The 23,518-nt window shown below is 71.4% G+C and carries 22 protein-coding genes and 1 riboswitch; of the genes, 1 reads left to right on the forward strand and 21 read right to left on the reverse strand.

What is annotated here, in order from left to right:
* Positions 1 to 24: 24 nt before the first annotated feature.
* The 6 genes from FB467_RS01690 to FB467_RS01715 all read right to left on the reverse strand — a co-directional run bounded on the left by FB467_RS01690 (position 25) and on the right by FB467_RS01715 (position 6,047).
* Entirely contained in the window at positions 25 to 1,122 is a 1,098-nt protein-coding gene (locus tag FB467_RS01690; protein WP_141783549.1) for a hypothetical protein, read from the reverse strand.
* The gene (locus tag FB467_RS01695) at positions 1,119 to 1,643 is read right to left on the reverse strand and encodes a SigE family RNA polymerase sigma factor (protein WP_141783550.1); all 525 of its coding nucleotides are present in this window, start codon (positions 1,641 to 1,643) and stop codon (positions 1,119 to 1,121) included. The genes FB467_RS01690 and FB467_RS01695 overlap by 4 nt, the downstream gene beginning before the upstream one ends.
* Positions 1,644 to 1,710: 67 nt before the next feature.
* A complete protein-coding gene (locus FB467_RS01700; RefSeq protein ID WP_141783551.1) occupies positions 1,711 to 2,961 on the reverse strand; it encodes an MFS transporter in 1,251 nt (416 codons plus the stop codon).
* 29 nt (positions 2,962 to 2,990) lie between these two features.
* The gene (locus FB467_RS01705) at positions 2,991 to 4,496 is read right to left on the reverse strand and encodes a tripartite tricarboxylate transporter permease (RefSeq protein ID WP_141783552.1); all 1,506 of its coding nucleotides are present in this window, start codon (positions 4,494 to 4,496) and stop codon (positions 2,991 to 2,993) included.
* 1 nt (position 4,497) lies between these two features.
* Positions 4,498 to 4,977 (reverse strand): tripartite tricarboxylate transporter TctB family protein, encoded by a 480-nt coding sequence (locus FB467_RS01710; protein WP_211350523.1) that lies wholly within the window; start codon positions 4,975 to 4,977, stop codon positions 4,498 to 4,500.
* A 65-nt stretch (positions 4,978 to 5,042) separates the two neighbouring features.
* Positions 5,043 to 6,047 (reverse strand): Bug family tripartite tricarboxylate transporter substrate binding protein, encoded by a 1,005-nt coding sequence (locus FB467_RS01715; protein WP_141783554.1) that lies wholly within the window; start codon positions 6,045 to 6,047, stop codon positions 5,043 to 5,045.
* Positions 6,048 to 6,186: 139 nt separating this feature from the next.
* Here FB467_RS01715 and FB467_RS01720 point away from each other — a divergent pair, with 139 nt between their 5' ends.
* On the forward strand, positions 6,187 to 6,603 hold the full coding sequence (locus FB467_RS01720; protein WP_141783555.1) for a universal stress protein: 417 nt from the start codon (positions 6,187 to 6,189) through the stop codon (positions 6,601 to 6,603).
* 15 nt (positions 6,604 to 6,618) lie between these two features.
* On the opposite strand, the gene FB467_RS01725 is transcribed toward FB467_RS01720, so the two are convergent.
* The 15 genes from FB467_RS01725 to FB467_RS01795 form a co-directional block, all read right to left on the reverse strand.
* Positions 6,619 to 7,695, reverse strand: a complete 1,077-nt coding sequence (locus FB467_RS01725) for an LD-carboxypeptidase (RefSeq protein WP_342354700.1) — start codon at positions 7,693 to 7,695, stop codon at positions 6,619 to 6,621.
* Positions 7,674 to 8,414 (reverse strand): hypothetical protein, encoded by a 741-nt coding sequence (locus FB467_RS01730; protein WP_170230519.1) that lies wholly within the window; start codon positions 8,412 to 8,414, stop codon positions 7,674 to 7,676. The genes FB467_RS01725 and FB467_RS01730 overlap by 22 nt, the downstream gene beginning before the upstream one ends.
* A gap of 46 nt (positions 8,415 to 8,460) precedes the next feature.
* Positions 8,461 to 9,861, reverse strand: a complete 1,401-nt coding sequence (pntB, locus tag FB467_RS01735; RefSeq protein ID WP_141783558.1) for a Re/Si-specific NAD(P)(+) transhydrogenase subunit beta — start codon at positions 9,859 to 9,861, stop codon at positions 8,461 to 8,463.
* Positions 9,858 to 11,414, reverse strand: coding sequence for a Re/Si-specific NAD(P)(+) transhydrogenase subunit alpha (locus tag FB467_RS01740; RefSeq protein ID WP_141783559.1), 1,557 nt, complete (start codon positions 11,412 to 11,414; stop codon positions 9,858 to 9,860). Before FB467_RS01740 ends, pntB begins: the two co-directional genes overlap by 4 nt.
* 65 nt (positions 11,415 to 11,479) lie before the next feature.
* On the reverse strand, positions 11,480 to 12,058 hold the full coding sequence (locus FB467_RS01745; protein ID WP_211350524.1) for a Uma2 family endonuclease: 579 nt from the start codon (positions 12,056 to 12,058) through the stop codon (positions 11,480 to 11,482).
* A gap of 90 nt (positions 12,059 to 12,148) precedes the next feature.
* Positions 12,149 to 13,093: a methylenetetrahydrofolate reductase gene (locus FB467_RS01750; protein ID WP_228393158.1), complete on the reverse strand. Its 945-nt coding sequence runs from the start codon at positions 13,091 to 13,093 to the stop codon at positions 12,149 to 12,151.
* Positions 13,094 to 13,113: 20 nt separating this feature from the next.
* Positions 13,114 to 14,322, reverse strand: coding sequence for a cystathionine gamma-synthase (gene metB, locus FB467_RS01755; RefSeq protein ID WP_141783561.1), 1,209 nt, complete (start codon positions 14,320 to 14,322; stop codon positions 13,114 to 13,116).
* 93 nt (positions 14,323 to 14,415) lie between these two features.
* Positions 14,416 to 14,536, reverse strand: a riboswitch (SAM riboswitch).
* A 28-nt stretch (positions 14,537 to 14,564) separates the two neighbouring features.
* Positions 14,565 to 15,671 (reverse strand): LLM class flavin-dependent oxidoreductase, encoded by a 1,107-nt coding sequence (locus FB467_RS01760; protein ID WP_141783562.1) that lies wholly within the window; start codon positions 15,669 to 15,671, stop codon positions 14,565 to 14,567.
* On the reverse strand, positions 15,668 to 17,368 hold the full coding sequence (locus FB467_RS01765; protein ID WP_211350525.1) for a dipeptide ABC transporter ATP-binding protein: 1,701 nt from the start codon (positions 17,366 to 17,368) through the stop codon (positions 15,668 to 15,670). The genes FB467_RS01760 and FB467_RS01765 overlap by 4 nt, the downstream gene beginning before the upstream one ends.
* Positions 17,365 to 18,315, reverse strand: a complete 951-nt coding sequence (locus FB467_RS01770; protein WP_141783564.1) for an ABC transporter permease — start codon at positions 18,313 to 18,315, stop codon at positions 17,365 to 17,367. Before FB467_RS01770 ends, FB467_RS01765 begins: the two co-directional genes overlap by 4 nt.
* 13 nt (positions 18,316 to 18,328) lie before the next feature.
* Entirely contained in the window at positions 18,329 to 19,276 is a 948-nt protein-coding gene (locus FB467_RS01775) for an ABC transporter permease (RefSeq protein ID WP_141783565.1), read from the reverse strand.
* A gap of 3 nt (positions 19,277 to 19,279) precedes the next feature.
* Complete coding sequence (locus tag FB467_RS01780; protein WP_141783566.1) at positions 19,280 to 20,974, reverse strand: ABC transporter substrate-binding protein; 1,695 nt, start codon at positions 20,972 to 20,974, stop codon at positions 19,280 to 19,282.
* 5 nt (positions 20,975 to 20,979) lie between these two features.
* A complete protein-coding gene (locus FB467_RS01785; RefSeq protein WP_141783567.1) occupies positions 20,980 to 21,543 on the reverse strand; it encodes a flavin reductase family protein in 564 nt (187 codons plus the stop codon).
* Positions 21,540 to 22,121, reverse strand: a complete 582-nt coding sequence (locus FB467_RS01790; RefSeq protein ID WP_141783568.1) for an NADPH-dependent FMN reductase — start codon at positions 22,119 to 22,121, stop codon at positions 21,540 to 21,542. Before FB467_RS01790 ends, FB467_RS01785 begins: the two co-directional genes overlap by 4 nt.
* Positions 22,118 to 23,515: an NtaA/DmoA family FMN-dependent monooxygenase gene (locus FB467_RS01795; protein WP_141783569.1), complete on the reverse strand. Its 1,398-nt coding sequence runs from the start codon at positions 23,513 to 23,515 to the stop codon at positions 22,118 to 22,120. The genes FB467_RS01790 and FB467_RS01795 overlap by 4 nt, the downstream gene beginning before the upstream one ends.
* Between the last annotated feature and the right edge of the window lie 3 nt (positions 23,516 to 23,518).

Raw genomic sequence — 23,518 nt, forward strand, 5'->3', positions numbered from 1 at the left:
CGGCCGGCAGCGCCCGGCGTCCGGTCAGCCGCCGAGGATCTCCTCGCGACTGCCGTCCGGGGCGACCCAGTAGACCAGGGCATCCTCGGGCGCGGTGACCCAGGCGAAGCGGCCCTGGACCTCGGTCTGACCGAGCACCTCGGCATACCGGATCTCGGCACCCTCGGCCTCGCCGCCGTCCGGCGCCTCGACCTCGACCGCGTGGTCCGCAGAGGGGAGGTAGCCCACGATCTCCCGGTCCTGGCCCTCGTCGAACTCGACCGCCAACCAGGAGCCGAGGTCGCCCTCCATGTTCGCCTGCTCGTCCCCCAGCCAGACGTGCCAGGTCCCGTCCCTGCCCTGGGTAACGAAGGGGCCGCCCATGTCCGCGCTGTCCCCGAAGTCGGCCAGGACCTCCAACACCTGGGTCCAGATGACGCCCCAGGTCCCCGACTCCTCGCCCCACGCCATCCCGAGGGTCTGCTGCTCGGGGTCGGTGAACTCGGTCGTCACGTAGGCGTCCAGCCCGGTGCCGGGCAGCGGTTGGCGGTTGACCTCGACCGGCTCGCCCGCCGACAGCACCCGCAGCACCGGCGCGTCGGCATCCACGAGGCCGAAGAGGACCTCTCCCTCCGGGGTCGACTGCACCTGCGGCGTGACCGTCCGGCCCTCGCGCAGGAACTGCAGCGTGTCGGCGCCTGGCTCCCCCCAGCCGCCGACCTCCAGTCCGCCGTCTGTCCCCCGAGTGGCATAGGCGACGCGCCCGCCGGACTCCCCGCCGCACGCGTCGAACGCGACGACCGCCGTCGTCCCGGCGGCCGACCCGGAGAGCGGGAACTCGGCATACGACACCCGCTCCAGATCGATCCGCGTCCCGCCCGGCCCGTCGACGATCCCTCCGCAGTCCGACGCCCAGGGCGCGGCCGGCAGCACACCCATCGGCCCAGGGTTCAGCCCGGCCGCCCACAGCGCCCCGACGGCCACCACGGCCACGGACCCGGTGGCCACCGCACCCCTTCGTGCCCGACGACCCCGGTCAGCCCGGCGCACCGAGCCCACCACCTCGTCGGGATCGAGCCGCAGCCCCGGCGGCGACTCGACCGCGTGCAGTGAACGTCCCAGGTCGCGCTCGTCGGTGATCATCGGACCGTCTCCTCGAAATGTGCGTAGTACTTCCTGAGGTTCGCCAGCCCCCGCGCGGCCGTGCTCTTGACCGTGCCGGTGCTGATGCCCAGCTCGTGGGCGACCGTCGCCTCGGACAGGTCGCAGTAGTGCCGGAGGACAACGACGCGTCGCTGCTGCTCCGGCAGCGCCGCGAGCGCCTGGATCAGGTCCTGCTGCACCGCCACGTCGTCGGCGACCGGGGCCGGACCGACCCCCCGGCCACCCCCGTCACCGGACGGTGCGTGCGGGTCCACCAGCACCTCGCGGCGGTGCTTGCGCCAGGTGTCGTTGCGGTGGTTCACCAGGACGGTGCGGGTGTAGGGCATCGCCTGACCGGGGCGCACCCGCGACCACACGGCATACGTCTTGGTCAGCGCTGCCTGGACGAGTTCCTTGGCATCCTCGACGTCTCCGGTGAGGAACCAGGCGACCCGCAGCAGCTCCGGCGTCGCGGCATGCACGAAGGCGCTGAACTCCTCGTCCCGCTCCCGCTTGCGCATCCGCAGTCACCTCCGATCGCCATGCTGACACCACCACCTACGCAGCACCCTGTCGAAAGGTTGCTCCTCACGCCTCGGGTTCGTCGGGCTCGTCGGAGGGCATCACGACCGAGCGGAACGGCGACAGGGTGAGGATCAGCGCCGCGACGACCAGGCCACCGATCGCCACCGCGATGGCCGGGCGGTTGCCGTATGCCGAGGCGAACCATCCCGCGAGCGGCGCCGACACGGTGATGGTCCCCCAGTTGAACGACCGGATGGTGGCATTCATCCGGGCGCGCAACCGGTCCGGCGTCACGGCGTTCCGGTAGCTGCCCTCGAGCGGACCCTTCAGCCCGTTCGCGACGCCGTAGACCAATTGGCCGGCGAGGAGGACCAGCACGCCACGCGGTCCGACCGGGGCCACCAGCGCGATCAGGAACGCCACCGGCGTCAGCCAGTCGGCGAGGACGCAGATCCGACCGAGCCCGAACCGTTCCGCCAGCCGGGGCGTCAGGCCGGCCGCCAGCACTCCGCTGATCCCCGACGCCGCCAGGACGAGCCCGATCGAGACGGGGTCCAGCCCGATCTCCTGCGAGGCGTAGAAGACGAAGATCGTCATCACCGAGGAGTTGAAGAAGAACCAGGTATGCAGCGCGATCGCGTAGGGCGCCAGGGTCCGGTGCCGGTAGACCCACCGGAATCCCTCGGACAACTCACGCCCGATGTGTCGATCCGGCCCCCGGACGGGAGCAGGCTCCTGGACCCGGATGAGGCTGACCATCACCGCTGACACGGCATACGTGACCCCGTTGACCAGGATGGCGACCGGGGCGGACAGGAACCGCACCAGGGAGCCGGCGAGGAGGGGCCCGACCGACTCGGCGGCCGTCATGGACTGCTCGATCCGGGAGTTGGCCGACGGCAGCAGACTCATTGGCACCAGCCGGGGCAGGAACGACTGGTGCGCCGCCATCGACGCCACCGAGGCGGTCCCCGACACGAGGACGAGGGCGGCGACCATCGGTACCGTCAGCTCACCGAGCAGCGCGAGGACGCCGATAGTGGCGAACACCACCGCACAGATCGTGTCGCCGGCGATGAGGACCGGGCGTCGCCGGACCCGGTCCACCAGCACGCCGACGAGCATCCCGAAGAGCAGTGACGGCAGCCACTGCGCGGACCGCACGAGCCCCAGGTCGGCCTGGTCGGCCTGCAGCGTCTCGATCAGGAGCAGCTGCAACGCCAGGTTGGAGGTGAACAGCCCGAGCCATTTCACGGTGTCGGACAGCCAGAGACGGACGAAGGCCGGGTACTGGAACACCCCGGACCCGGCCATGGGTCCAGTCAATCAGCAGGGCACGGAGCTCAGAAGTCGGCCTTCTGTCGGTTGCGGACCTTGCCGATGACGCTGATCGCGATGGCGACGAGCAGGGCGGCGTAGATCGCGCGGGAGATCCAGCTGTCGACCAGGGTCATCGGGTTGTTCTGCGAGAGGTTCATCGCTCCGCGCAGGGACTCCTCGGCCAGCGGCCCGAGGATCACGGCGATCAGGACGGGGGCCAACGGGATGTCGAACCTGCGCATCGCGAACGCCAACACCCCGAGCCCAATCATGAAGGCGACGTCGACCATAGCGGCGGTCGCGGCATACACCCCGAGGCAGGAAAACATCCCGATCGCGGCGTACAGATAGGCCTTCGGGATCTTGAGCAGTTGGGCCCAGAGTGGAGCGAACGGCAGGTTCAGGATGAGCAGCACGACGAGGCCGATGAAGAGACTGGCCAGCAGCGCCCAGACAAGTTCGGCGTTGCGGTCGAACAGCAGCGGCCCCGGCTGCATCCCGAACTGGAGGAAGGCGGCGATCATCATCGCTGCCGTTGCGGAGGTCGGCAGCCCCAGGGCCAGCAGCGCTCCCATCGCCGTGCCCGAGGTGGCGTTCCCTGCCGCCTCCGGCCCCGCGACCCCGCGGATGGCCCCCGTGCCGAACTTGGGGTTCTTGCGGCGCCGGTCCAGTCGGCGCTCCAGGCCGTAGGACAGGAAGGTTGGGACTTCGGCCCCACCCGCCGGGATCACCCCGAACGGCACCCCGAAGCCGGTGCCGCGCAGCCACGCGGGTAGCGCCTCCTTGAACTCGGCCCGGCTCAGGAACGGGCGCCCCTTGGACGGCATGAGGGACTGGTCGTCCGGACGGCCGACCTTGGACGAGACGAAGATGACCTCGCCGACGGCCAGCAGAGCCACGGTGATCACCACGATGCTGATGCCGTCGAACATCGCGATGTTGCCGAAGGTGAACCGCTGCACACCGCTGACCTGGTCGGTGCCGACCATCGCCAGGGCGAGTCCGATGAGCAGCGCCGCTAGCCCCTTGAGGGCGGAGTCGGCGACCACGGCCGAGATCGCGACGAAGGCGAACAAGGCGAGCGCGAAGTACTCACCAGGACCGAATTTCGTCGCCCAGTTCGCCAGGGATGGGGCGAAGAACACCACCAGGGTGGTCGCGATGAGACCGCCGATGAAGGCACCGATGGCGGAGGTTGCCAGGGCCTGTGGCGCCCGGCCGTCCTTGGCCATCCGGTGCCCCTCGAACGTGCCGGCGATCGCGGTGGAGTTGCCGGGCGTGTTCATCAGGATGCCGGCGATGGAGTCACCGAACAGCCCGCCGAAGTAGATCCCGGCGAACATCACCAGGGCCGAGAGCGGCTCCAGGGTGAAGGTGATCGGCAGGAGCAGGGCCACTGCCATGGCCGACCCCATGCCGGGAAGGACGCCGACAGCGGTGCCGATGATGGCGCCGACCAGCACGTAGAACAGCGCCTGGAGGGTCAGCACATCGGCGAAGCCGCCGATCAGGTTGTTCAGCTGGTCCATCTCAACCGCCCATCACACCCGGGGGCAGACTGAGCCCCAACATCCCGGAGAACACGAGCTGCATGATCGAGGACATTGCCAACCCGATCAGCAGGTTGAACAGGTAGCGCCGGTTGCCCAGCCCGATCGTGATCCCCCAGAAGACCAGCGCAGCGGAGATGATCCAACCGACCGTCTCCAGGATCAGTGCGAAGCCGACGAAGGACCCGACGGTGATCGCGACGGCCGGCCAGTTGCTCGCGGTGCCCTCCCGCATGCTGCCGTCCTCGGCGATCATCGACTCGGGGATGTCGGGTTGCCGGAGGATCTGGATCGCCAGCAGGATCGCCACCACGAAGCAGGCGACTGCGGCGATCCATGGGAAGACCTTCGGCCCGAACAGTTCTCCGTCGTCGGCGACGTCCATGTCCAGGATCCCGTAGACGAGGAAGAGCCCCAGGACCAGGAGTACGCCTGGGATCACCAGACCACTGCGGCCCACCCAGAAACCGTGCGGTCCCACTGGCTCGTGCGTCTCGTGGACCAGTGGGGATCGTGGTTCGTCGGTCATTGCACCAACCCCAGGTCGACGAGGATCTCGGTGATCCGTTCCTGCTCAGTCTCCAGGAAGGCCCCGAACTCGTCCCCGGTGAGGAAGGACTCCTCCCACCGGTTACGGTCCACGGCCTCCTGCCACTCAGGGGTGTCCACCATCTCGGTCACGATGTCGATGAGCACCTCCTGCTCCTCCTCGCTCAAGCCGGCCGGGGCGACGAAGCCACGCCAGTTGACCAGGTCGACGGCCGGGTAGCCGACCTCTTCCATGGTCGGCACGTCCAGGCCCTCGAGCCGCTCGGGCGCGACCACCGCGAGCGCTCGGAGACGGCCGTCCTCGATGAGGTCGCGGAAGTCGTTGAACCCGCTGATCCCGACGCCGGGAGTGCCCGAAGCCGTGGACAGCAAGGCGATGGTCAGGTCCCCACCGCCGGCGTATGCGGCGTACTCGATCTCTGCGGGATCGATGCCCGCCTCCCGGGCCAGCATCGCGGCAACCATGTGGTCGATGCCGCCCGCAGAGCCTCCACCGATCGGCATCGCCCCCGGGTCCTGCTCCCAGGCGGCGATGAGGTCGTCCAGCGTCTGGAACTCGCTGTGCTCCGGGACCGCGATGACCTCGAAGTCCTCTGCGAGCCGGGCGATCGGGGTCATCTCCGACAGGTCCAGATCGCTGGGGCTGAGCGCGATCCCGCCGAGCATCACCGTGCCGGTGACCATGATCGTGGAGGACTCACCATCCATTCGTCTGAGCTGGCTGAGCCCGATGGTGCCGCCTGCGCCCGGGACATTGAGGACCTGCGGGTTGAGCACGATCTTGTTGCTGCGCAACGCATTCTCCGACTCGCGCCCGACCAGGTCCCACCCACCCCCGGCGGCGGCGGGCGCGATGATCACGAGCTTGGTGTGCGCGTCGGCCCGCGATCCGGACCGGTTCGCGTCGATGCCGGCGGCGATCACCAGGGCGGCCACGACCACCACGCCGAGCACCCACCCCACACTCTTCGGGATCCTCATGGAGCCTCCTGGGCGGCCGCTCTGCCGCACGTCCTGCGTCTCTGGTTCATGCTCGGGACCGCGCGGATCAGAGTCTGCCACGGACGGTGTGCAGTCGCTACGATGCGTGCACCCAGGCCACTCCCCGATGGAGGCCCAGATGTCCATAGCGGTAGCTCACAGCGACACGCCGGAAGGTCGGGCGGCCCTGTTGGCGGCCAGCGCCTGGGCGGAGACTCACGACACCGACTTGCTTGTGCTGCATGTTGAGGGCGACACCGCCTCGGAGACCACGAGGCCCGAGGCCCGTCAGTCGGGGGTCCACGAGGTGGAGCGCGCGGTGACCGACACCTTCCAGCAGCACGGGGCACACCCGGTGGACTGGAGCGTCGTCGCCACCCCGTCCGGCGGGGACGTCGCATCGGCCCTGCTCGACCTGGTGGTGGAGCACGCCGCGGAGCTCCTCGTGGTCGGCTCCCAACGCCGCAGCCGGGTCGGCAAGCTGCTGATGGGCAGCACGGTGCAGCGGGTGGTACTCGACAGCCCTGTGCCGGTCCTCGTGGTCAGGGCCGGCTGAGAAGAAACCGCGGGTTCATGGCCGTGGCGCCCGACGGAAATGGGCCGTCACCCGCTGGTTCACCCCGTCCACGGTGATCTGCTCGCCAAACGGCAGCAGGTGCTGGGGAAGGGTGTGCCCACAGTCGACGTCTTGCACCACGACCATGTCCTCGTGGTATTCGGCCACGGCACGCAACACCTGCTCTCGGTATGCAGCGCGAGCACGGGAGGCCACGACCGGGTCCGGGACCATCCGCTCGTCATCAACGATCGGTCGGCCCCACACCAGGGCATCGAAGGCAGCCAGCAGCCCACGCTCCCCAAGCAGGCGCAGCATGCGGTAGACCTCGTGCGGGGACGGCAGCTCCTCGGAGGTCTCCAGCAGCAGGACGCCACCCTGGTACTCCTCGACCGGCCGCACGAACCGTCCGACCGCAAGCACCCACGACAGGATCTCCAGGCAGCCTCCCCAGAGCCGACCGGTCACGGCGCGGGACGGCCCCGCCCAGGACCACGGCTCGGCGGGGTAGCTCTCCGGCCGATCGGTCAGCGCCCGCGGGTGGTCCCACCGGTGGCCAACCTCGCTGATCTGAGTGGGTACCTCCAGCACGTGGTCGCCCCCGCTCAGCGCCAGCCGGAGGGAGTCCAGGTGCAGCGGGTGGGGTGCAGGCCCGGGACCGATGGAGATCTGGGTGCTGCCTCCGTGCACCGCGGGGACGCGGTGATAAGCGAGCCAGCTCAACAGGTTGGTGTTGTCGGAGAAGCCGAGGAAGGGTTTGGGGTCGGCGCGCACCGGCCGTGCATCCAGGTACGGCGTCATCGTGATCTGGTCGTCGCCACCGATGGTGGACAGGATCGCCCGGATCGAGGGGTCTGCGAAGGCGGCGTTGACGTCGGCCGCCCGCTCTCGGGGTGTGGTCGTGCGGCGGGTGGTGGGAAACTCCACGGGCTCGAGTCCCAGGCGTTCCCGGAGGCGATCCATGGCCTGCTCATGCACCTGCGGGTAGTGTGCGGGCGCGGCCCAGGAGGGGGAGAGGACTGCCACCCGGTCACCGGCCCGGACCTCCCGGAGGGTCAGCCAGGCATCATTCATGGTGCCGGTCGCTCCCATTCGACCCGCACCACCGTCGGCACCCCGCCGATGTGCTCGACCATCCGGTGCGAGTCACGGTTCAACACGTCGGTCTCGGTGATGATCTCGGGAACCCCCCGCTCCCGCAGCGGCAGGGCGACGGCATACAGCAGGGCGGGCGCGAGCCGGGTGCGCCGCCAGGGACGCCGCACACCGAGGCACCCCAGCCGCGGGGCAGGGCTGCGGTTCCAGACGCGGACCAAGCCGTCGTACTCACCCGTCTCGGTGCGCACCGCGATCAGATAGAGCGCGGGATCGAACTCGTCGTCGGACAGGGTCTCGAGCAACTCCGCGGCGGTCGCATACCACCCGGCCGCACCCGGGATGTCCTGCCGGATCTCGTTGTCCAGCCGGGCGACCCTTTCGGGGTCGGCGTCGGCAACCCGTATGAAGTGGTGCCCGTCCGCGGTCACCTGCCGATCGGGGAGCCGGTCCAGCGGGATCCGCCAGTGCTGCTCGCGCCGCGTGGGACGGAACCCTGCGGCACCCAGCGCGTCAGCCGCGGCAGTGTCCGCCTCGTCCAACTCCAGCACCAGGGGACCGGAGACATCGTGGGCGACGGCCGCTGCCAACGTGGCCCACAGGTCGGGTCGGCCGGTCGGCAGCCGCACGAGTCCCTTGCCGTCGGGGCGCATGATGACGGCCAACTCCGCGCCGTCGCAACTCCAGACGTCCTCGGCCGTTCGCGTCACCTGCACCAGTCGAGTCCACCAGCGATGGCCACCCCGGGCAACAGGTTTCCCCTCACAGGTCCCGCAGCACCGACTCGACCGCCTCCTTGGCATCGCCGAACAGCATCCGCGTGTTGTCCCGGTAGAACAGCGGGTTCTGCACGCCGGCATACCCGCTGGCCATCGACCGCTTGAGTACCACGACGTCCCTCGCGTGCCACACCTCGAGCACCGGCATACCGGCGATCGGCGACCCCGGCTCATCCACGGCCGCCGGATTGACGGTGTCGTTGGCGCCGATGACGAGGACGACGTCGGTGTCGCCGAAGTCGCCGTTGATCTCGTCCATCCCGAGCACGATGTCGTAGGGCACTTTCGCCTCGGCGAGCAGCACGTTCATGTGACCGGGCAGTCGCCCCGCGACGGGGTGTATGCCGAAGCGCACCTGCGCGCCCCGCTTGCGTAGCCGGGCGGTCAGGTCGGCGACGGGATACTGCGCCTGCGCCACGGCCATGCCGTAGCCGGGGGTGATGACCACCGACCGGGCCTCCCGGAGCAGCTCGGCCACCTCCGCGGCGTTGCTCTCCCGGTAGTCACCGACCCGCTCGCCCTCCTCGAAGGCGACGCTCTCGGTGCCGAAGCCGCCGGCGATCACCGAGATGAAGGAGCGGTTCATCGCCCGGCACATCAGGTAGCTGAGGATGGCACCGGAGGACCCCACGAGGGCGCCGGTGACGATCAGCAGGTCGTTGCCCAGGATGAAGCCGGCCGCGGCGGCCGCCCACCCGGAGTAACTGTTGAGCATCGACACCACGATCGGCATGTCCCCGCCACCGATCGAGGCCACCAGGTGCCAGCCGAAGGCGAGGGCGATCACCGTCATCAGCACCAGCGGCAGCACCGAGTGGCTCACCATGAACCAGACGAGCAGCCCAGCGGAGACCACGAGCGCCAGCAGGTTGAGCAGGTGCCGGTGCGGGAGCATCAACGGGTTGGCGGAGATCTTGGCGCTGAGCTTGAGCGCCGCGATGACGGAGCCGGTGAAGGTCACCGCGCCGATGAAGATGCCGAGGAAGACCTCGACCAGGTGGATGGTCTCCTCCGCCCCGGTCAGCGGACCGGGAGCGACGTAGGCGTTGTAGCCGACGAGCACCGCCGCGATCCCGACGAAGCTGTGCAGCACCGCGATGAGCTGGGGGATCGAGGTCATCTCCACGACGCGGGCGCGCCACAGGCCGATCGCCGCGCCGACCGCCATCGCGGCCCCGATCAGTGCGAGCGTCAGGACCGGGTTGTCCGCCTCCAGCGCGGCCAGCCACACGGTCGCACCGAGCGCGATCGTCATGCCGATGATGCCGAAGGCGTTGCCGCGCCGGGCGGTCTCGTGCTTGGACAGCCCCGCCAGGGACAGCACGAACAGCACGGCCGCGATGATGTAGGCGGCCTGCACGAGGTTGAGGGAGGTGACGCTCATGCCGCCTCGTCCCGCCGGAACATCCGCAGCATCCGCCCGGTGACGGCGAACCCGCCGAAGACGTTGACGCTGGCCACCACCACGGCCCCCAGGGCCAGGCTGCGGACCAGGAGGTCCTCGTTGCCGACCTGGAGGAGCGCGCCGACCAGGATGATGCCGCTGATCGCATTGGTCTCGGCGAGCAACGGTGTATGCAGGGCGTGCGTCACGTTGGTGATCACGTAGAAGCCGACGATGACGGCGAGCGTGAACACGGTGAAGTGGCCCAGGAAGGTCGGCGGCGAGACGCTGGCCACCAGCGCGAAGAGGACCGCGGCGAGGCCCATCGCGGCGTACCGGCGACGCGGGTCCGGTGGGGGTTTCGGGGGCGAGGGCGCGGGCTCCGGCTCGTCGACGGTAGCGGCTGCGGCCGCTGGGGGCGTGGCCGACACGGTGACCGGGGGCGGCGGCCAGGTCACGGTGCCCTCGTGGACCACGGTCAGGCCGCGCTGCACCTCGTCGTCCAGGTCGAGGACCAGGTCACCGTCCGAGCCGGGGGTGAGCAGCGTGATCAGGTTGGCGATGTTGGTGCCGAACAGCTGCGACGCCTGCGTCGGCAGCCGCCCGGGCAGGTCGGTGTAGCCGATCACCCTGACCCCGCCTGCGGTCGTCGTGACCTCGCCCGGCACGGTCGCCGCACAGTTGCCGCCGTTGGCCGCCGCCATGTCCACGACCACGCTGCCCGGTCTCATGGCGGCCACGGTCTCGGCGGTGATCAGCCGGGGCGCCGGCCGGCCCGGGATGAGGGCGGTGGTGATGACGATGTCGGCCTCGGCGCACTCCTGCGCATACACCTCCATCGCCCGTGCCTCGAGGTCCTCGTCCATCTCGCGGGCGTACCCGTCGGCGCTGGGCCCCTGGTCGGGGAGCTCGATCTGGACGAACTCGGCGCCCATCGAGGCGACCTGCTCGGCCACCTCCGGCCGGATGTCGAAGGCCCGGACAATGGCGCCCAGGCTCGAGGCGGCGCCGATCGCGGCCAGGCCGGCGACCCCCGCGCCGATCACGAAGACCTTCGCCGGCGGCACGGTGCCGGCGGCCGTGACCTGGCCGGTGAACACCGACCCGAACTGGTGCGCCGCCTCGACCACGGCCCGGTAGCCACCGATGTTCGCCATCGAGGAGAGCACGTCCAGCGACTGCGCCCGGGAGATCCTGGGCACCGCGTCCATCGCCAGGGCCGTCACCCCACGGGCGGCGAGCGCGTCCAGCAGGTCCGGGGACAGCGCCGGGCTGAGCAGCGCGACCAGGGTGGTGCCCGGTCGCAGCCACGCGATCTCCTCGGTCGAGGGCGCGTTGACCTTCAACATCACGTCGGCGGACCACACCTCCGGTCCGGGGTCCACGGTGGCGCCCGCCCCGGCATACGCCTCGTCCGGATAACTGGCCCGGCTCCCCGCCCCGGACTGGACGGTCACGGCATACCCCAGGGCGACCAGCCGACCCACCGACTGCGGCGTCGCGGCGACGCGCGTCTCCCCGGGGAGCGACTCCAACGGGACGCCAATGCGCACAGGGGCTCCTTCGCCTCGGGTCGACGGCGGTCCCCCGTCCCGTGGACCGTCCGCCGCTTCGCACCCTACAAGGAGGGTCCGACCGGGCCCGGGAGGTCCCCGGCCGCGAGGTCGGCGGGGACGACCCGGAGGGGCCACGGCCGGGCCAGTTCTGCCACCTCGTCGCCGGCAGCGCGGGCCACCTCGCGGTAGCCGTCGGCGTCCAGCTCCCAGGCCCGCAGGGACGGCTCGTCCGGGTCCACCACCCAGTAGGACGGGGTCCCTGCCTGCTCGTAGCGCAGCAGCTTTGCGCCGAGGTCGAAGGAGCGGGTGCTGGGCGAGAGCACCTCGACGACCAGGGCAGGAGGGCCGTCGACCCACCCCGCCGTGACGGTGGCCGGTGCCGCGACCAGCAGGTCCGGCTGCACCACGGTGTCCGTTCCGAGCCGGACGTCCAGCGGTGCGGCATACACCCGGTGCCCCGGCGTGATCGTCGACCGCAGCAGGAACAGCAGCTCGGTGACCACCTGCTGGTGGCGCGGGACGGGCGACGGGGTCACGACCAGCACCCCGTCGATGAGCTCGTAGCGGTGCCCGTCCTCGACGTCACGGATCGCCTCGAAGTCCTCGAGGGTCAACGGCCGGCTCAGCGGAGGGGTCGGCATGACTCCCATAGTCCCCCTTCCCTCCCATGCGGTCCAGGTTGGCACGGCACGCCGGACGCGGGGCCGTCCGTCCACAGCCGGGCCCGCAACCTACCTGCCGACCAGCGCCTCCCGGACGTGCGCAGCCAGCTGCACCGAGGCGTCGATCTCGACCCGGCGGATGGACACGCTCTCGATGTTGAAGCCGAACGGCATACCCAACCGGGTGCAGAAGTCCGCGAGGCCGGCCGCGATCTCGGCGCACTGGCGCAGCGACTCGGCGAGCGGGTCCTCGGCACGCTCGAGCTGGTTGAGCAGCCACCGGGGCAGGTTCACCCCGAGCCACTGCAGGAAGTCCAGCGTCTTCAGCGACCCGCAGACCGAGAGGGTGAAGACCAGCGGTGCCGGCCGCACCCCCCGGTCCACGCACGCGTAGTAGTAGTCGGAGACCAGGTCCTTGGCGGCATCGATGTCGTAGACGACCTGGGTGACGAAGAAGGACGTACCCGCCGCCTGCTTGCGGAGCATCCGGTCGTGCTCGTCACCGCGCGCGGCGTGCCGCTCCGGGATGGCGACGGCGCCGAGCGGCAGGGCCGCGCCGCTGTCGCGCCACAGCGACTGGGCCTCCGCGAGCCGGGTGCGCACCCGGGTGGAGCCGGTGGACGCGCCGACCAGGACGGTGGCCACCCGGTCCGGGTCCTGGTCGGTCAACCACTGCTTGAGCTCGGTCGGCTCGTACTTGCCGACGGTGCGGTAGACGACCACGGGACCGTCCCAGCCGGTGAGGTGGGTCCGGAAGTCCGCCGGGTCCATCGTGGGCAGGTAGGGGAAGGGGCGCTCCTGCGGGTTGCGGTCGCTCTCGTCCTCGATGTCGTAGAGGATCAGTGCGTCCAGGTCCAGGTCGCGCAGCCGGCCGGTCATCACCTCGGCGATGCGGGCCCGGTCCGCCTCGGGCGTGTTCTGCCGGGGCGGGGTCATGCTGAACAACAGCAGGGGCCTCCCGGGCGCGGCCAACCGTGCCCCGAGGCCGGCCCGTGCCGGCTGCCGCGTGCCCACCAGTTCGCCTCCTGTCGGCGTCACGCTACCTCGCTGCGGTGGGCCGGGTCGGCCGCCTCCGTCGCCTCCAGGGCCCGGTCGAGGCCGGCGCGCAGGTCAGCGACCAGGTCGGCGGCCTCCTCGATGCCGACGGACAGCCGCAGCAGCCCGTCGCGGATCCCGGCGACCTCGCGGGCCTGCGCGCTCATCGAGGCGTGCGTCATGGTGGCCGGGTGGGCGACCAGGCTCTCCGTGCCGCCCAGGGACTCGGCGAGGCTGAAACATCGCAGCCCGTCCAGGAACGCCCGCACCGCCAGCTCGCCCCCCACGAGCTCGAAGGACAGCATCGCGCCAAAGCCCTTCTGCTGCCGGGCCGCGAGCTCGTGGCCGGGGTGGTCCGGCAGGCCCGGGTAGTAGCAGGCGGCCAGCGCGGGGTGGTCGGCCAGTTCCTCGACCACCGCCGTCACGTTCTCCTGGTGTGCCCGGATCCGGGTATGCAGTGTCCGCAGGCCGCGCAGGGTCAGGTAGGAGTCGAACGGGCTGCCCACGATGCCCAGGACGTTGGCCCAGTAGGCGAACTCCTCGTGCAGCTCCCGGTTCGCCGCGATCACGGCGCCGCCGACGACGTCGCTGTGGCCGTTGATGAACTTGGTGGTCGAGTGCACGACGGCGTCCACGCCGAACTCGAACGGCTGCTGCAGCACCGGGGAGAGGAAGGTGTTGTCCGCCACCACGAGGGCACCGACCCGGTGAGCGGCCTCGGTGACCGCGGCGATGTCGGTGACCCGCAGCAACGGGTTGGACGGCGTCTCGAGCCAGACCACCTTCGGGGGGTTCGGTCCGGAGAGCGCCTCCTGGACGGCGACCGGGTCGCCGAAGTCGACCGTCCGGCTCGCGAACTGACCCCGGCCGGAGAGGGAGTCGAACAACCGCCAGCTCCCGCCGTAGCAGTCGTGCGGCACCAGGATCGTGTCGCCGGGCCGCAGCAGCGCCTGGGTGCAGAGCGTGATCGCCGCCATGCCGGTCGCCGTGATCGTCCCGCCGTAGCCGCCCTCCAACGTGGTCAGTGCCTCGGCGAGGACGTCGCGGGTCGGGTTGCCGCTGCGGGTGTAGTCGTACTCCCGGGGCACGCCGAACTCGGCGAAGCTGAAGTTGCTGGACAGGTACAGCGGGGGGATGACCGCGCCCTGCGCGGGATCGCTGTCGATGCCGGTCCGCAGGCCGCGGGTCAGTCGGGAGATCTCGGTCATGTCGGTCGCGCCCTTCCCAGGTGTCCGGCCGCCAGATCCTGCGGGTGCGGACGATGGGCGCTACCCGGGGGCGGGCCTGCGACCCGTCCACGAGCTCCATCTTCCGGCCGACCCCGAGGGGCCGCCGCAGGATTTGGCACCTTTCCCGCGGGTTACCCCGCGGGAGGCTGCCCCGGCTTCATCGGGCCTGTCCCTCTGCCGGTCGTGATGGATTTCGTTCGGAAGCCTAACCCATCACGACCTCAATGCGAAAGGAGACCCGCCTCACACCGCGCCGCTAACGCAGGATCTTCGGTAGGAGTCATCGGCGCCGCGAGCGGCCGCGACGGGATCGACGCGCGCAGCGCCGGTGCCACCTCCGACTGGAACAGCTCGAGGCTGGCCCGGTGCTGGGCCCCGGTCAGCCCCTCGCCGTCGGCGGACACGTGGAGCACCTCGTGCCCGAGCTGCTCGTGGTAGCGGTGCACCTTGTCGACGACCTGCTCGGGGCTGCCGATCAGCGCCGAACTGCGCTCGACGAAGTCCTCGTAGTCCCGGAACGACGGCTCCACCCCGAGCGCCGCGAACTGCCGGGTCCGGGCCTCGTAGACCGGCCGGTAGAGCCCGACCGCCTCCTGGCTGTCCCGGGTCACCACCAGGCCGGCGGAGCCCGCACCCACCAGGGCCTCCGCGGGGTCCCGGCCGGCCGCCGCCCACTGCTCCCGGTAGTACCGGACCAGTTCGGCATACGGCCCCACCGGATGCGTAACGTTCGCCGAGAACAGCGGTTCACCGAATTCGATCGCCAGGTCGACCGAGGCGGTGCTCGTCGCGCTGCCGTGCCACACCCGGATCGGGCGCTGCAGCGGCCGGGGCCACACCTCGGCGTCGACCAGCGGCGGGCGGAACCGGCCGGACCAGGTGATCCGGTTGTCCCGCCAGAGCCGCCGGAACACCTCGTAGGACTCGCGGTTACGGGCCCACTGGTCCTCGGGGGTGACCTGGAAGAGCTCCCGCTGGGCCGAGCCGTTGCCCTTCCCGATGATCAGCTCGAGCCGCCCGTCGGCCAGGTTGTCCAGCGTCGCGTAGTCCCCGAAGGCACGGACCGGGTCCAACAGGCTGAGCGTGGTCACGCCGGTGAACAACCGGATCCGGCTGGTACGCGCGGCGATGTGGCTGAGCACCACGGGCGGCGAGGAGGAGATGAACGGCCGCTCGTGGCGCTCGCCCACGGCATACCCGTCGAAGCCGAGCTGCTCGGCCAGCACCGCGTTGTCAACCACCTGGCGCAGCCGCTCGTGGGTCGACAGATGGGTCCCGTTGACCGGGTCGGGGACGTGCGTGATCAGGGTGAGCGCGAGGAACTTCACGCGGGGACTCCTTGGGCGTTGGGGTGCCGCGTCCCGGCGATCGCCGAGAGCAGCTCGTGGGTGTAGGGGTGCGCCGGGCGCTCGAAGACCTGCTCGGTGGGGGCGAGCTCGACGATCCGCCCCTGGCGCATGACCGCGACGTCGTGCGCGATCTGCCGGACGACGGACAGGTCGTGGGTGATGAACAGGTAGGCCAGTCCGTCCTGCGCCTGCAACTCGGCGAGGAGTTCCAGCACCTGCGCCTGCACCGAGACGTCGAGCGCCGAGACCGCCTCGTCGCAGACCACCAGGTCGGGGGACAGGGTGAGCGCCCGCGCGATCGCCACGCGTTGCCGTTGGCCGCCGGACAGCTCGGCCGGCTTGCGGGTCAGCGTCCCGCCGGGCAGCGCCACCCGGTCGACGAGGCGGGCGGCCAGCTCGCGCTGCGAGGCGCGGGTGCCGACCGAGAACGCACGCAGCGGCTCGGTGACCAGCTCCTCGACGGAGAACCGCGGGTCCAGCGACGCATACGGGTTCTGGTAGATCAGCTGCGCCCGCCGCCGCAGCTCGCGCCACGGGCGGCCCGAGGCGGTGGTGATGTCGGCGCCGTCGAAGGTGATCGTGCCGGACGTCGGGTCGGCCAGCCGCAGCACCAGCCGGGCCGTTGTGGACTTGCCCGAGCCGGACTCGCCCACCAGGGCCAGCGTGCGGCCCCGGTGCAGCTCGAAGCTGACGTCGTCGACGGCCCGCACCACCCGCGGGCCGCTGCCCCGGGTGGCCGGGAGCGCGAAGTCCTTCACCAGGTGCTCGGCCCGGACCACGGGCGTCGCCTCCTCCGGCACCGGCACGGACGGGGCGTATGCCGGGCCCGTCACCCGGGCGCCGAGGCCGGGCGCGCTGGCCAGGAGCCGCCGCGTGTAGGCGTCCTGCGGGTCCTCCAGGATCTGCCGGACGGGGCCCTCCTCGACGACCAGGCCGCCCTGCATCACCACGATCCGGTCGGCCCGGTCCGCGGCCACCCCGAGGTCGTGGGTGACCAGCAGCACCGAGCTGCCCAGGTCGGCCGTCAGGGTCTCCAGGTGGTCCAGGATCCGGCGCTGCACGGTGACGTCCAGCGCGCTGGTGGGTTCGTCGGCGATCAGCAGGTCGGGGCGTCCGGCGATCGCGATGGCGATGAGCACCCGCTGCCGCATGCCGCCGGACAGTTCGTGCGGGTACTGGCGCAGCCGCACCTCGGGGCGGTCCAGCCCGACCCGCTCCAGCAGCCCCAGCGCCTCGGCCCGCGCGGCGGCCCGCGGCAGCCTGCGGTGCGCGGTGACCGCCTCGAGCACCTGCGGCCCGATCCGCTTCACCGGGTTCAGCGAGACGCTCGGGTCCTGTGGGACGAGGCCGACCTCGCGTCCCCGGACGGCGCGCAGCCGGCGCTCGCCCCACCGGGCAATGTCCCGTCCGCGCACCGCGATGGTGCCGCCCTCGACGGCGGCGTTCTCGGCGAGGAGCCCGATCACCGCGTGGGCCAGTGTGCTCTTGCCGGACCCGGACTCCCCGACGAGCGCGACGACCTCACCGCGCCCGACGGCCAGGTCGACGCCCCTGAGCGCCTCCACCCGACCCCGTGAGGTCTGGTAGCTGACGCGCAGGTCACGGACCTCCAGGACGGTGTCGGTGCCGGCCGGGTCGGGCTGCCCGGCCCGGTCGGACGGCGTGCCCCGGCTCACCGGAAGCCACCCCACTCCCCGTCCAGGGCCTTGGAGACCCGGTTCACCGCGAGCACCGTGGCGGCGATGGTCAGTCCGGGCAGCGTGGTCAGCCAACTGGCGGTCGCCAGGAAGTTGCGCCCCTCGGACACCAGCGACCCCCACTCGGGGGCCGGTCGCGGCGCCCCGTAGCCCAGGAAGCTCAGCGCCGAGACGGCCAGGATCGCCATCCCGAACTCGAGCACCGCCAGCGCCAGGATCGGGCCGGAGGCGTTGGGCAGCACGTGCCAGCGCAGCGTCACGTGCCAGCGGGACCCGAGGGAGCGGGCGGCCTCGACATACGTGGCCTGGCAGACCCGGAGGGTCTGCGACCGGGCGATCCGGGCGAAGGTGGCGATGCTGCCGACGGCGACGGCGATCGCCACGTTGGTGGGGCCGAAGCCGAGGGCGGCGATCAGCGCCAGCGACAGCAACAGGGACGGGATCGCCATCAGCACGTCGACGACGCGCATGACGACGTTGTCGACCCACCCGCCGAGGAAGCCGGCGGTCACCCCGAGCAAGCCGCCGACGACCAGGGCCAGGCCGACGGCGACCAGCGCGGTGCGCAGGGACAGGGCGGTGCCGTGGACGACCCGGGTGAACAGGTCCCGACCGAGGTGGTCGGTACCGAACAGGTGGGCCGCGCTGGGTGCCTGGAGCTTCTCGGCGGTGATCCCGGTCTCCGGGTCACCCGGCGCGACGAGGCCGGGGGCGAAGGCGGCCACCACGACCACCAGGAGCAGCGCGAGGCTGAGCACGAGGCCGGGACGGCGCACCGCGAACCGGACCGCCTTGGGCCACCGGGCCGCGGGGAGAGCACGCGACCGGGACCGCGCCGGCTGCTGCAGCGCGCCGCCGGCGGGTGCCGGCCGGTCACCGCCCTGGGCGGGTGGGTCGAGCAGGACCGTGGTCTGGGTGAGCGACATGGGGCTCCCCCTCTCAGGAGTAGGACCGGCCGACGGCGACCCGGGGGTCGGCCAGCGGCAGGACGAGGTCGACGAGCAGGTTGGTCAGGACGAAGACCGTGGCACCGAGGACGACGACGCCCTGGACCACCGGGAGGTCCTGGAAACTGACCGAGCTGACCGTGAGCCGGCCGACGCCGGAGCGGCTGAACACCGTCTCCACCACGACCGAGCCGGCGATCAGGTTGCCGATCACCAGGCCGAGGACGGTCAGCACCGGCAGCGAGGCGTTGCGCAGCGCGTGCCGGGCGTGGATCGCGATCCTGCCGATCCCCTTGGCCCGGGCGGTGACGACATACGGCTCGCGCAGCGCGTCCTGCAGGCAGGTGGCCAGCACCTGGGCGATCAGCGCACCGATCGGCACGGCCAGCGTCACCGCCGGCAGCACCACCGACCGCCACCCCTGGTCGCCCATCGCCGGGAACAGGCCGAAGGTGAAGCTGAACCACTGCACCAGCACCAGCCCGACCCAGAAGGTCGGCAACGACACCGCCACCGGCGGCAGCGCCAGCAGGAACTGCCGGACCCAGCCGACCGAGGTGTAGGTCGCCACCAGGGCCAGCCCACCGCCGATCAACACGGACAGCACGAGCGCGCTGGCGGCCAGCTGCACGGTGCTCGGCAGGGCCTGGGCGATGGCGGCGGTCACCGCCTGCCCGGACTGGACGGACGCCCCGAGGTCACCGTGCAGCGCGGACCACAACCGGGTGCCGTACTGCACCAGGAACGGGTCGTCGAAGCCGTACTGCGCGCGCAGCGCGGCCAGCTCCTCCGCGCCCACGGGGGCGCCCTCCATCCCGCCGGAGGCCATCGCCGCCACCGGGTCGCCGGGCAGCAGGTAGAGCACGACGAAGGAGACCGTGTAGGCGGCCCACAGCACCGCGACCGCCAGGCCGAGCCGGAGGAGCACGTAGCGAGCCATCGATCAGCGCTCGATCCAGGCGTCGTAGAGCTGGACCCGGGAGCCGGCGTCGAAGGCGACGCCTTGCACGGTCGGTCCGACGCCCAGGACCGTGGTCAGCTCGACGACCGGCACGACGTGCCGCTCGGTCACGATCTGCGCCTGGGCCCGGGCGGCCAGCTCAGCGCGCTCGGCCGGGTCCGCGGCCCCCGCCTGAGCCTCCAGCACGTCGTCCAGGTCGGACGGCTCGAGGCGGTAGCTGTTGGCCAGGCCGGTGTGGAACGAACCGCGCAGGATGTCGGCGTCGGCACGGGTGATGTTGCCCCAGTTGGCGTCGAAGTTGCCCTCGGCCACGGTGGCGGCCCAGTCCGCGACCTGGCCCTCGGTCAGGGTCACCTCGATGCCCACGGACGCCAGCTGCTGCTGGATCAGCTCCAGGGTGGGGGCGTTGGTCGCGGCGTTGTTGAACCAGAGGATGTCGAAGGACGCCCGCTGTCCGTCCTTGGCGTAGACCCCGTCCTCACCCTTGGCGTAGCCCGCCTCGGTCAACGCGGCCTCCGCCGCGACCGGGTCGAACCGTAGGTGTTCGGACTGGTCGGCATACAGCGGGGTGGTGGAGGCCAGGACGCTCGTGGCGGGAACGTTGTAGGTGGTGTAGACGGTCTCCACGATCTCTTCACGGTTGATGGCCAGCGCGATCGCCTCGGTCACCGCCGGGTCGGACAGCACCTCGTTGTCGTGGTTGACGTAGAGGCCGAACGGGATGCCGGGGTTGGCCCGGGCCAGCAACTGCGCGTCCGCCGCCTTGAGCGGCTCCTCGTCCTGCGGGGCGATGTTGCCGATGACGTCGACCTGGCCGGACTGCAGCGATCCGGACCGGACGCCGGACTCGGGCACGACGGAGAACTCCAAGGTGTCCAGATAGGCCTCCCCGGTGTGCTGCCACAAGGAGGATCCCCAGTCGTAGCCCTCCCGCTTAGCCAGCGTGATCGAGCTGTTCGGCTCGTAGTTCTCCAGCGTGAACGGGCCGGACCCGACGACGCTGGCGCACCGCTCGTCGTCGGACTGTGCGGCCGACTCCGGCGACAGCAGCCCGAGGGTATGCGTCGAGGTCGCCTGCAGGAACTGGGCGTTGGGCCGGTCGAACTCGACGGTGAAGGTGCGGTCATCCTCGACGGTGGTGCCGGCGTAGCCGTCGAGGTAGCCCTTGATCAGGGCGCCACGCGCCCCGATGTCCGTGGCCCGGTCCAGGTTGGTCTTGACCGCCTCGGCGTCCACCGGGGTGCCGTCGCTGAAGGTGGCCCCCTCCTGCAGATGGAAGGTGTAGGCGCTGGCGTCGTCGTTGACCTCCCACGACTCGGCGAGCCAGGGGACGATCTCCCCGGTCTCCGGGTCCTGGTCGGTCAGGGAATCCACGAGGTGGCGGATCGAGTAAATGGTGTCGTTGCTGCCGACCTGCTGCGGGTCGACGCAGCCCTGGTCGGATCCGACGGCAAACCGGAGGGCACCGCCGGGCGTGACCTCTTCGGGTGCCGACGCCGGCAGCGCGCTGGCCGCCGCGCCGTCGCCGCCCTCGCCGTCGGTCTCTGTGGCTCCTCCTGGCGCGCATGCCGCGAGGAGGAGTGTGGCACCGAGGGCGCCGGGGGCGAGGAGGGTATGCCGGGAGGCCCGGTGCCGGGCGGCGCCGGCCCGGAACGTGGGTCGGGTGGTGTGGTTCATGGGTGTCACCGATCAGGGGTGGGGTCGGATGCAGGAAGGGCCGGGGCGATCTCGCGATAGCCACCGTCGTGGTAGGCGAGTGGGGGTCCCGGGGTGTGCTCGAGGTCGACCACCTCGGCCAGCACGACGGCGCTGTCGCCGACGTGCGTGCGGCTGCGGACCGCGAGGATGAGACGGGCCAGGGCACGGTCGAGGACGGGCAGACCGTGCGGCCCGGAGGCCCAACTTCCGGCAGCGGCGAACCGGTCGATGCCGCTGGTGGCGAACGCCGTGGCCACGTCCTGCTGGTCCCGGTGGAGCAGGTGGGCCGCCACGTGGCCGGCGCGCTGGAGGGTCGGCCAACTGGACGCGCCCCGGGAGATGTTGAAGCTGACGTAGAGCGGGTCGACCGACACCGACACCAGGGAGGTGGCGGTGAAACCGACCGGGCGCAACGGCCCACCGGCGGTGATCACGCTCACCGTGCCGACCGCGCTGCGGAAGGCGGCCCGGAAGGCGCTCGCGTCCGGGCCCGGCTCCCCGGTCAGGCCGGTCGCCCCATCGTGGGCGGTGAACGCGTGGGCGGTCATCGTCCTCCTCCCGTCACGACGGGCTGTTCGGCTCGGACGCCCGCTGCGGTCAGCGCACGCTGCAGGGTGCCCGCGTGCTCGCCCACCCAGTCGGCGACGACCGTCTCAGCGTCCGGTACCTCCGGCTCGAGCAGCGACACCGCCCCAGACGGGACCTGCGCGCCGAGCTCCTCGAGGAGCAGCTGCAGCGTCGCGGCCACGGAGTCACGGTGATCGGGCTTGCCGGCGATGGCCACCGGCACGGCCACCACCCCCGCGAGGTCGCCGGCCTGGTAGGTGTCCAGGAAGATCTTCAGCAACCCGGTGTAGGTGCCCTTGTAGGTCGGGGTCGCCACGACGAGGAGCCGGGCCGAGCGGACCGCACCCCACGGGTCCGGATGCGGTGCCGCCGCCGTGGCCGGCTCGGCGGTGAACGTGATGCCGACGAGCTCGGCCAGTTCCAGCACCTCCGGTGTGTCACCGAGGTCCAGGTCGGGCAGGGCTGCCCGGACCTGTTCCACGACGGTGCCGGCCAGGGCGGAGGTGCGGGACCCCGCGCGCGGGTTCCCGACCAGGACCACGGTCTGTGCGGTGCTCATGCGGACTCCTTCCGGACCCCGGCTGCCGCCGCGGTCTCCCAGTCGGTGGCGGGGCGGGCAGCGGACAGCCCCAGCTGGTCGCGCAGGGTCGACCCCTCGGCATAGGAGGCGCGCAGCGCACCCCGCTCCACCAGGAGCGGCACGACCTGGTCGACGAACGCGTCCAGGCCCCCGGGGGTGATGTGCGGCACGAGGATGAACCCGTCGCTGACCTCGGTCTGCACCGCGTCGATGAGAGCATCGGCGATCGTCTCCGGGCTGCCCACGAAGGCCTGCCGCTGGCCGCGCTCGATGGCGACCTCGCGCAGCGTGAGGTTCTTCTCCTCCGCGAGGGCCCGCAGGCGGGTGACCTCCGCGCGGGCGTCGTCGACGTGCCGGGCCCGGCCCTGGATGATGCTCGAGGGGCCGACCTCGGGCTCCACGTCGGGCAGCGGCCCGTCGGGGTCGTAGCCGGAGAGGTCCCGGTTCCACACCTGCTCCAGGAGCAGGATCGCGGTCTGCCCGCTGACCTGCTGGCGGCGGATGTCGGCGGCAAGCTCCGCGGCCTCCTCGTCGGTGTCGCCGACTACGAAGGTGACCCCGGGGAGGATCTTGAGGTCGTCGGGGCGACGGCCGTAGCGGGCGAGCCGCGACTTGACGTCGCGGAAGAAGGCCCGCCCCGCCTCCGGGGTGCCGTGCCGGGTGAAGATCACGTCCGCGGTGCGTGCCGCGAACTCGCGTCCCCCGTCGGAGTCGCCCGCCTGGAAGATCACCGGGTGCTGTTGGGGCGAGCGCGGCACGTTGAAGTGGCCCGCGATGTCGAAGTGGTCGTCGTGGTAGCCGAACTCCCCGACCGTCCCGTCCGCCAGGAAGCGCCCGTGCTCCTGGTCGCCGGCGACCGCGTCGACCTGCCAGGAGTCCCAGAGGTGCCGGGCCGCCCGGACGATGCTCTCGGCGCGCTCGTAGCGCAGCTCCCGGTCGAGGTAGCCGCCGCGGCGGAAGTTCTCGCCGGTGAAGGCGTCGGAGCTGGTGACCACGTTCCACCCGGCGCGGCCGCCGGACAGGTGGTCCAGGGTCGCGAACTGGCGGGCCACCTCATACGGCTCGTTGAAGGTGGCGTTGATGGTGCCGACCAGCCCGAGGTGGTCGGTGACCCCGGCGAGCGCGGCGAGCACCGGGAGGGTGTCCGGCCGACCGACGACGTCGAGGTCGTGGATCAGGCCGCGCTGCTCGCGCAGCCGCAGGCCCTCGGCGAGGAAGAGGAAGTCCAGGTGCCCCCGCTCGGCAGCCCGAGCGAACCGGCGGAAGGAGTCGAACTCGATGTGGCTGCCGGAGCGCGGGTCGCTCCAGACGGTGGTGTTGTTCACCCCGGGGAAGTGCGCCCCGAGGATGACCTGCTTGGGGGGTGTGCTCATGTC

Source organism: Ornithinicoccus hortensis, assembly GCF_006716185.1.
Classification (GTDB): domain Bacteria; phylum Actinomycetota; class Actinomycetes; order Actinomycetales; family Dermatophilaceae; genus Ornithinicoccus; species Ornithinicoccus hortensis.

Excerpts from the sequence above, each read along its gene's own strand:
- FB467_RS01745 (WP_211350524.1), bottom strand. The coding sequence starts at position 12,058 with ATGCCGACCCCTCCGCTGAGCCGGCCGTTGACCCTCGAGGACTTCGAG.
- FB467_RS01770 (WP_141783564.1), bottom strand. The coding sequence starts at position 18,315 with ATGTCGCTCACCCAGACCACGGTCCTGCTCGACCCACCCGCCCAGGGC.
- FB467_RS01725 (WP_342354700.1), bottom strand. The coding sequence starts at position 7,695 with ATGGGAGCGACCGGCACCATGAATGATGCCTGGCTGACCCTCCGGGAG.
- FB467_RS01780 (WP_141783566.1), bottom strand. The coding sequence starts at position 20,974 with ATGAACCACACCACCCGACCCACGTTCCGGGCCGGCGCCGCCCGGCAC.
- FB467_RS01795 (WP_141783569.1), bottom strand. The coding sequence starts at position 23,515 with ATGAGCACACCCCCCAAGCAGGTCATCCTCGGGGCGCACTTCCCCGGG.
- FB467_RS01695 (WP_141783550.1), bottom strand. The coding sequence starts at position 1,643 with ATGCGCAAGCGGGAGCGGGACGAGGAGTTCAGCGCCTTCGTGCATGCC.
- FB467_RS01715 (WP_141783554.1), bottom strand. The coding sequence starts at position 6,047 with ATGAGGATCCCGAAGAGTGTGGGGTGGGTGCTCGGCGTGGTGGTCGTG.
- FB467_RS01775 (WP_141783565.1), bottom strand. The coding sequence starts at position 19,276 with ATGGCTCGCTACGTGCTCCTCCGGCTCGGCCTGGCGGTCGCGGTGCTG.
- FB467_RS01720 (WP_141783555.1), top strand. The coding sequence starts at position 6,187 with ATGTCCATAGCGGTAGCTCACAGCGACACGCCGGAAGGTCGGGCGGCC.
- FB467_RS01790 (WP_141783568.1), bottom strand. The coding sequence starts at position 22,121 with ATGAGCACCGCACAGACCGTGGTCCTGGTCGGGAACCCGCGCGCGGGG.
- FB467_RS01785 (WP_141783567.1), bottom strand. The coding sequence starts at position 21,543 with ATGACCGCCCACGCGTTCACCGCCCACGATGGGGCGACCGGCCTGACC.
- FB467_RS01690 (WP_141783549.1), bottom strand. The coding sequence starts at position 1,122 with ATGATCACCGACGAGCGCGACCTGGGACGTTCACTGCACGCGGTCGAG.
- FB467_RS01700 (WP_141783551.1), bottom strand. The coding sequence starts at position 2,961 with ATGGCCGGGTCCGGGGTGTTCCAGTACCCGGCCTTCGTCCGTCTCTGG.
- FB467_RS01705 (WP_141783552.1), bottom strand. The coding sequence starts at position 4,496 with ATGGACCAGCTGAACAACCTGATCGGCGGCTTCGCCGATGTGCTGACC.
- pntB (WP_141783558.1), bottom strand. The coding sequence starts at position 9,861 with ATGAGCGTCACCTCCCTCAACCTCGTGCAGGCCGCCTACATCATCGCG.
- metB (WP_141783561.1), bottom strand. The coding sequence starts at position 14,322 with ATGACCGAGATCTCCCGACTGACCCGCGGCCTGCGGACCGGCATCGAC.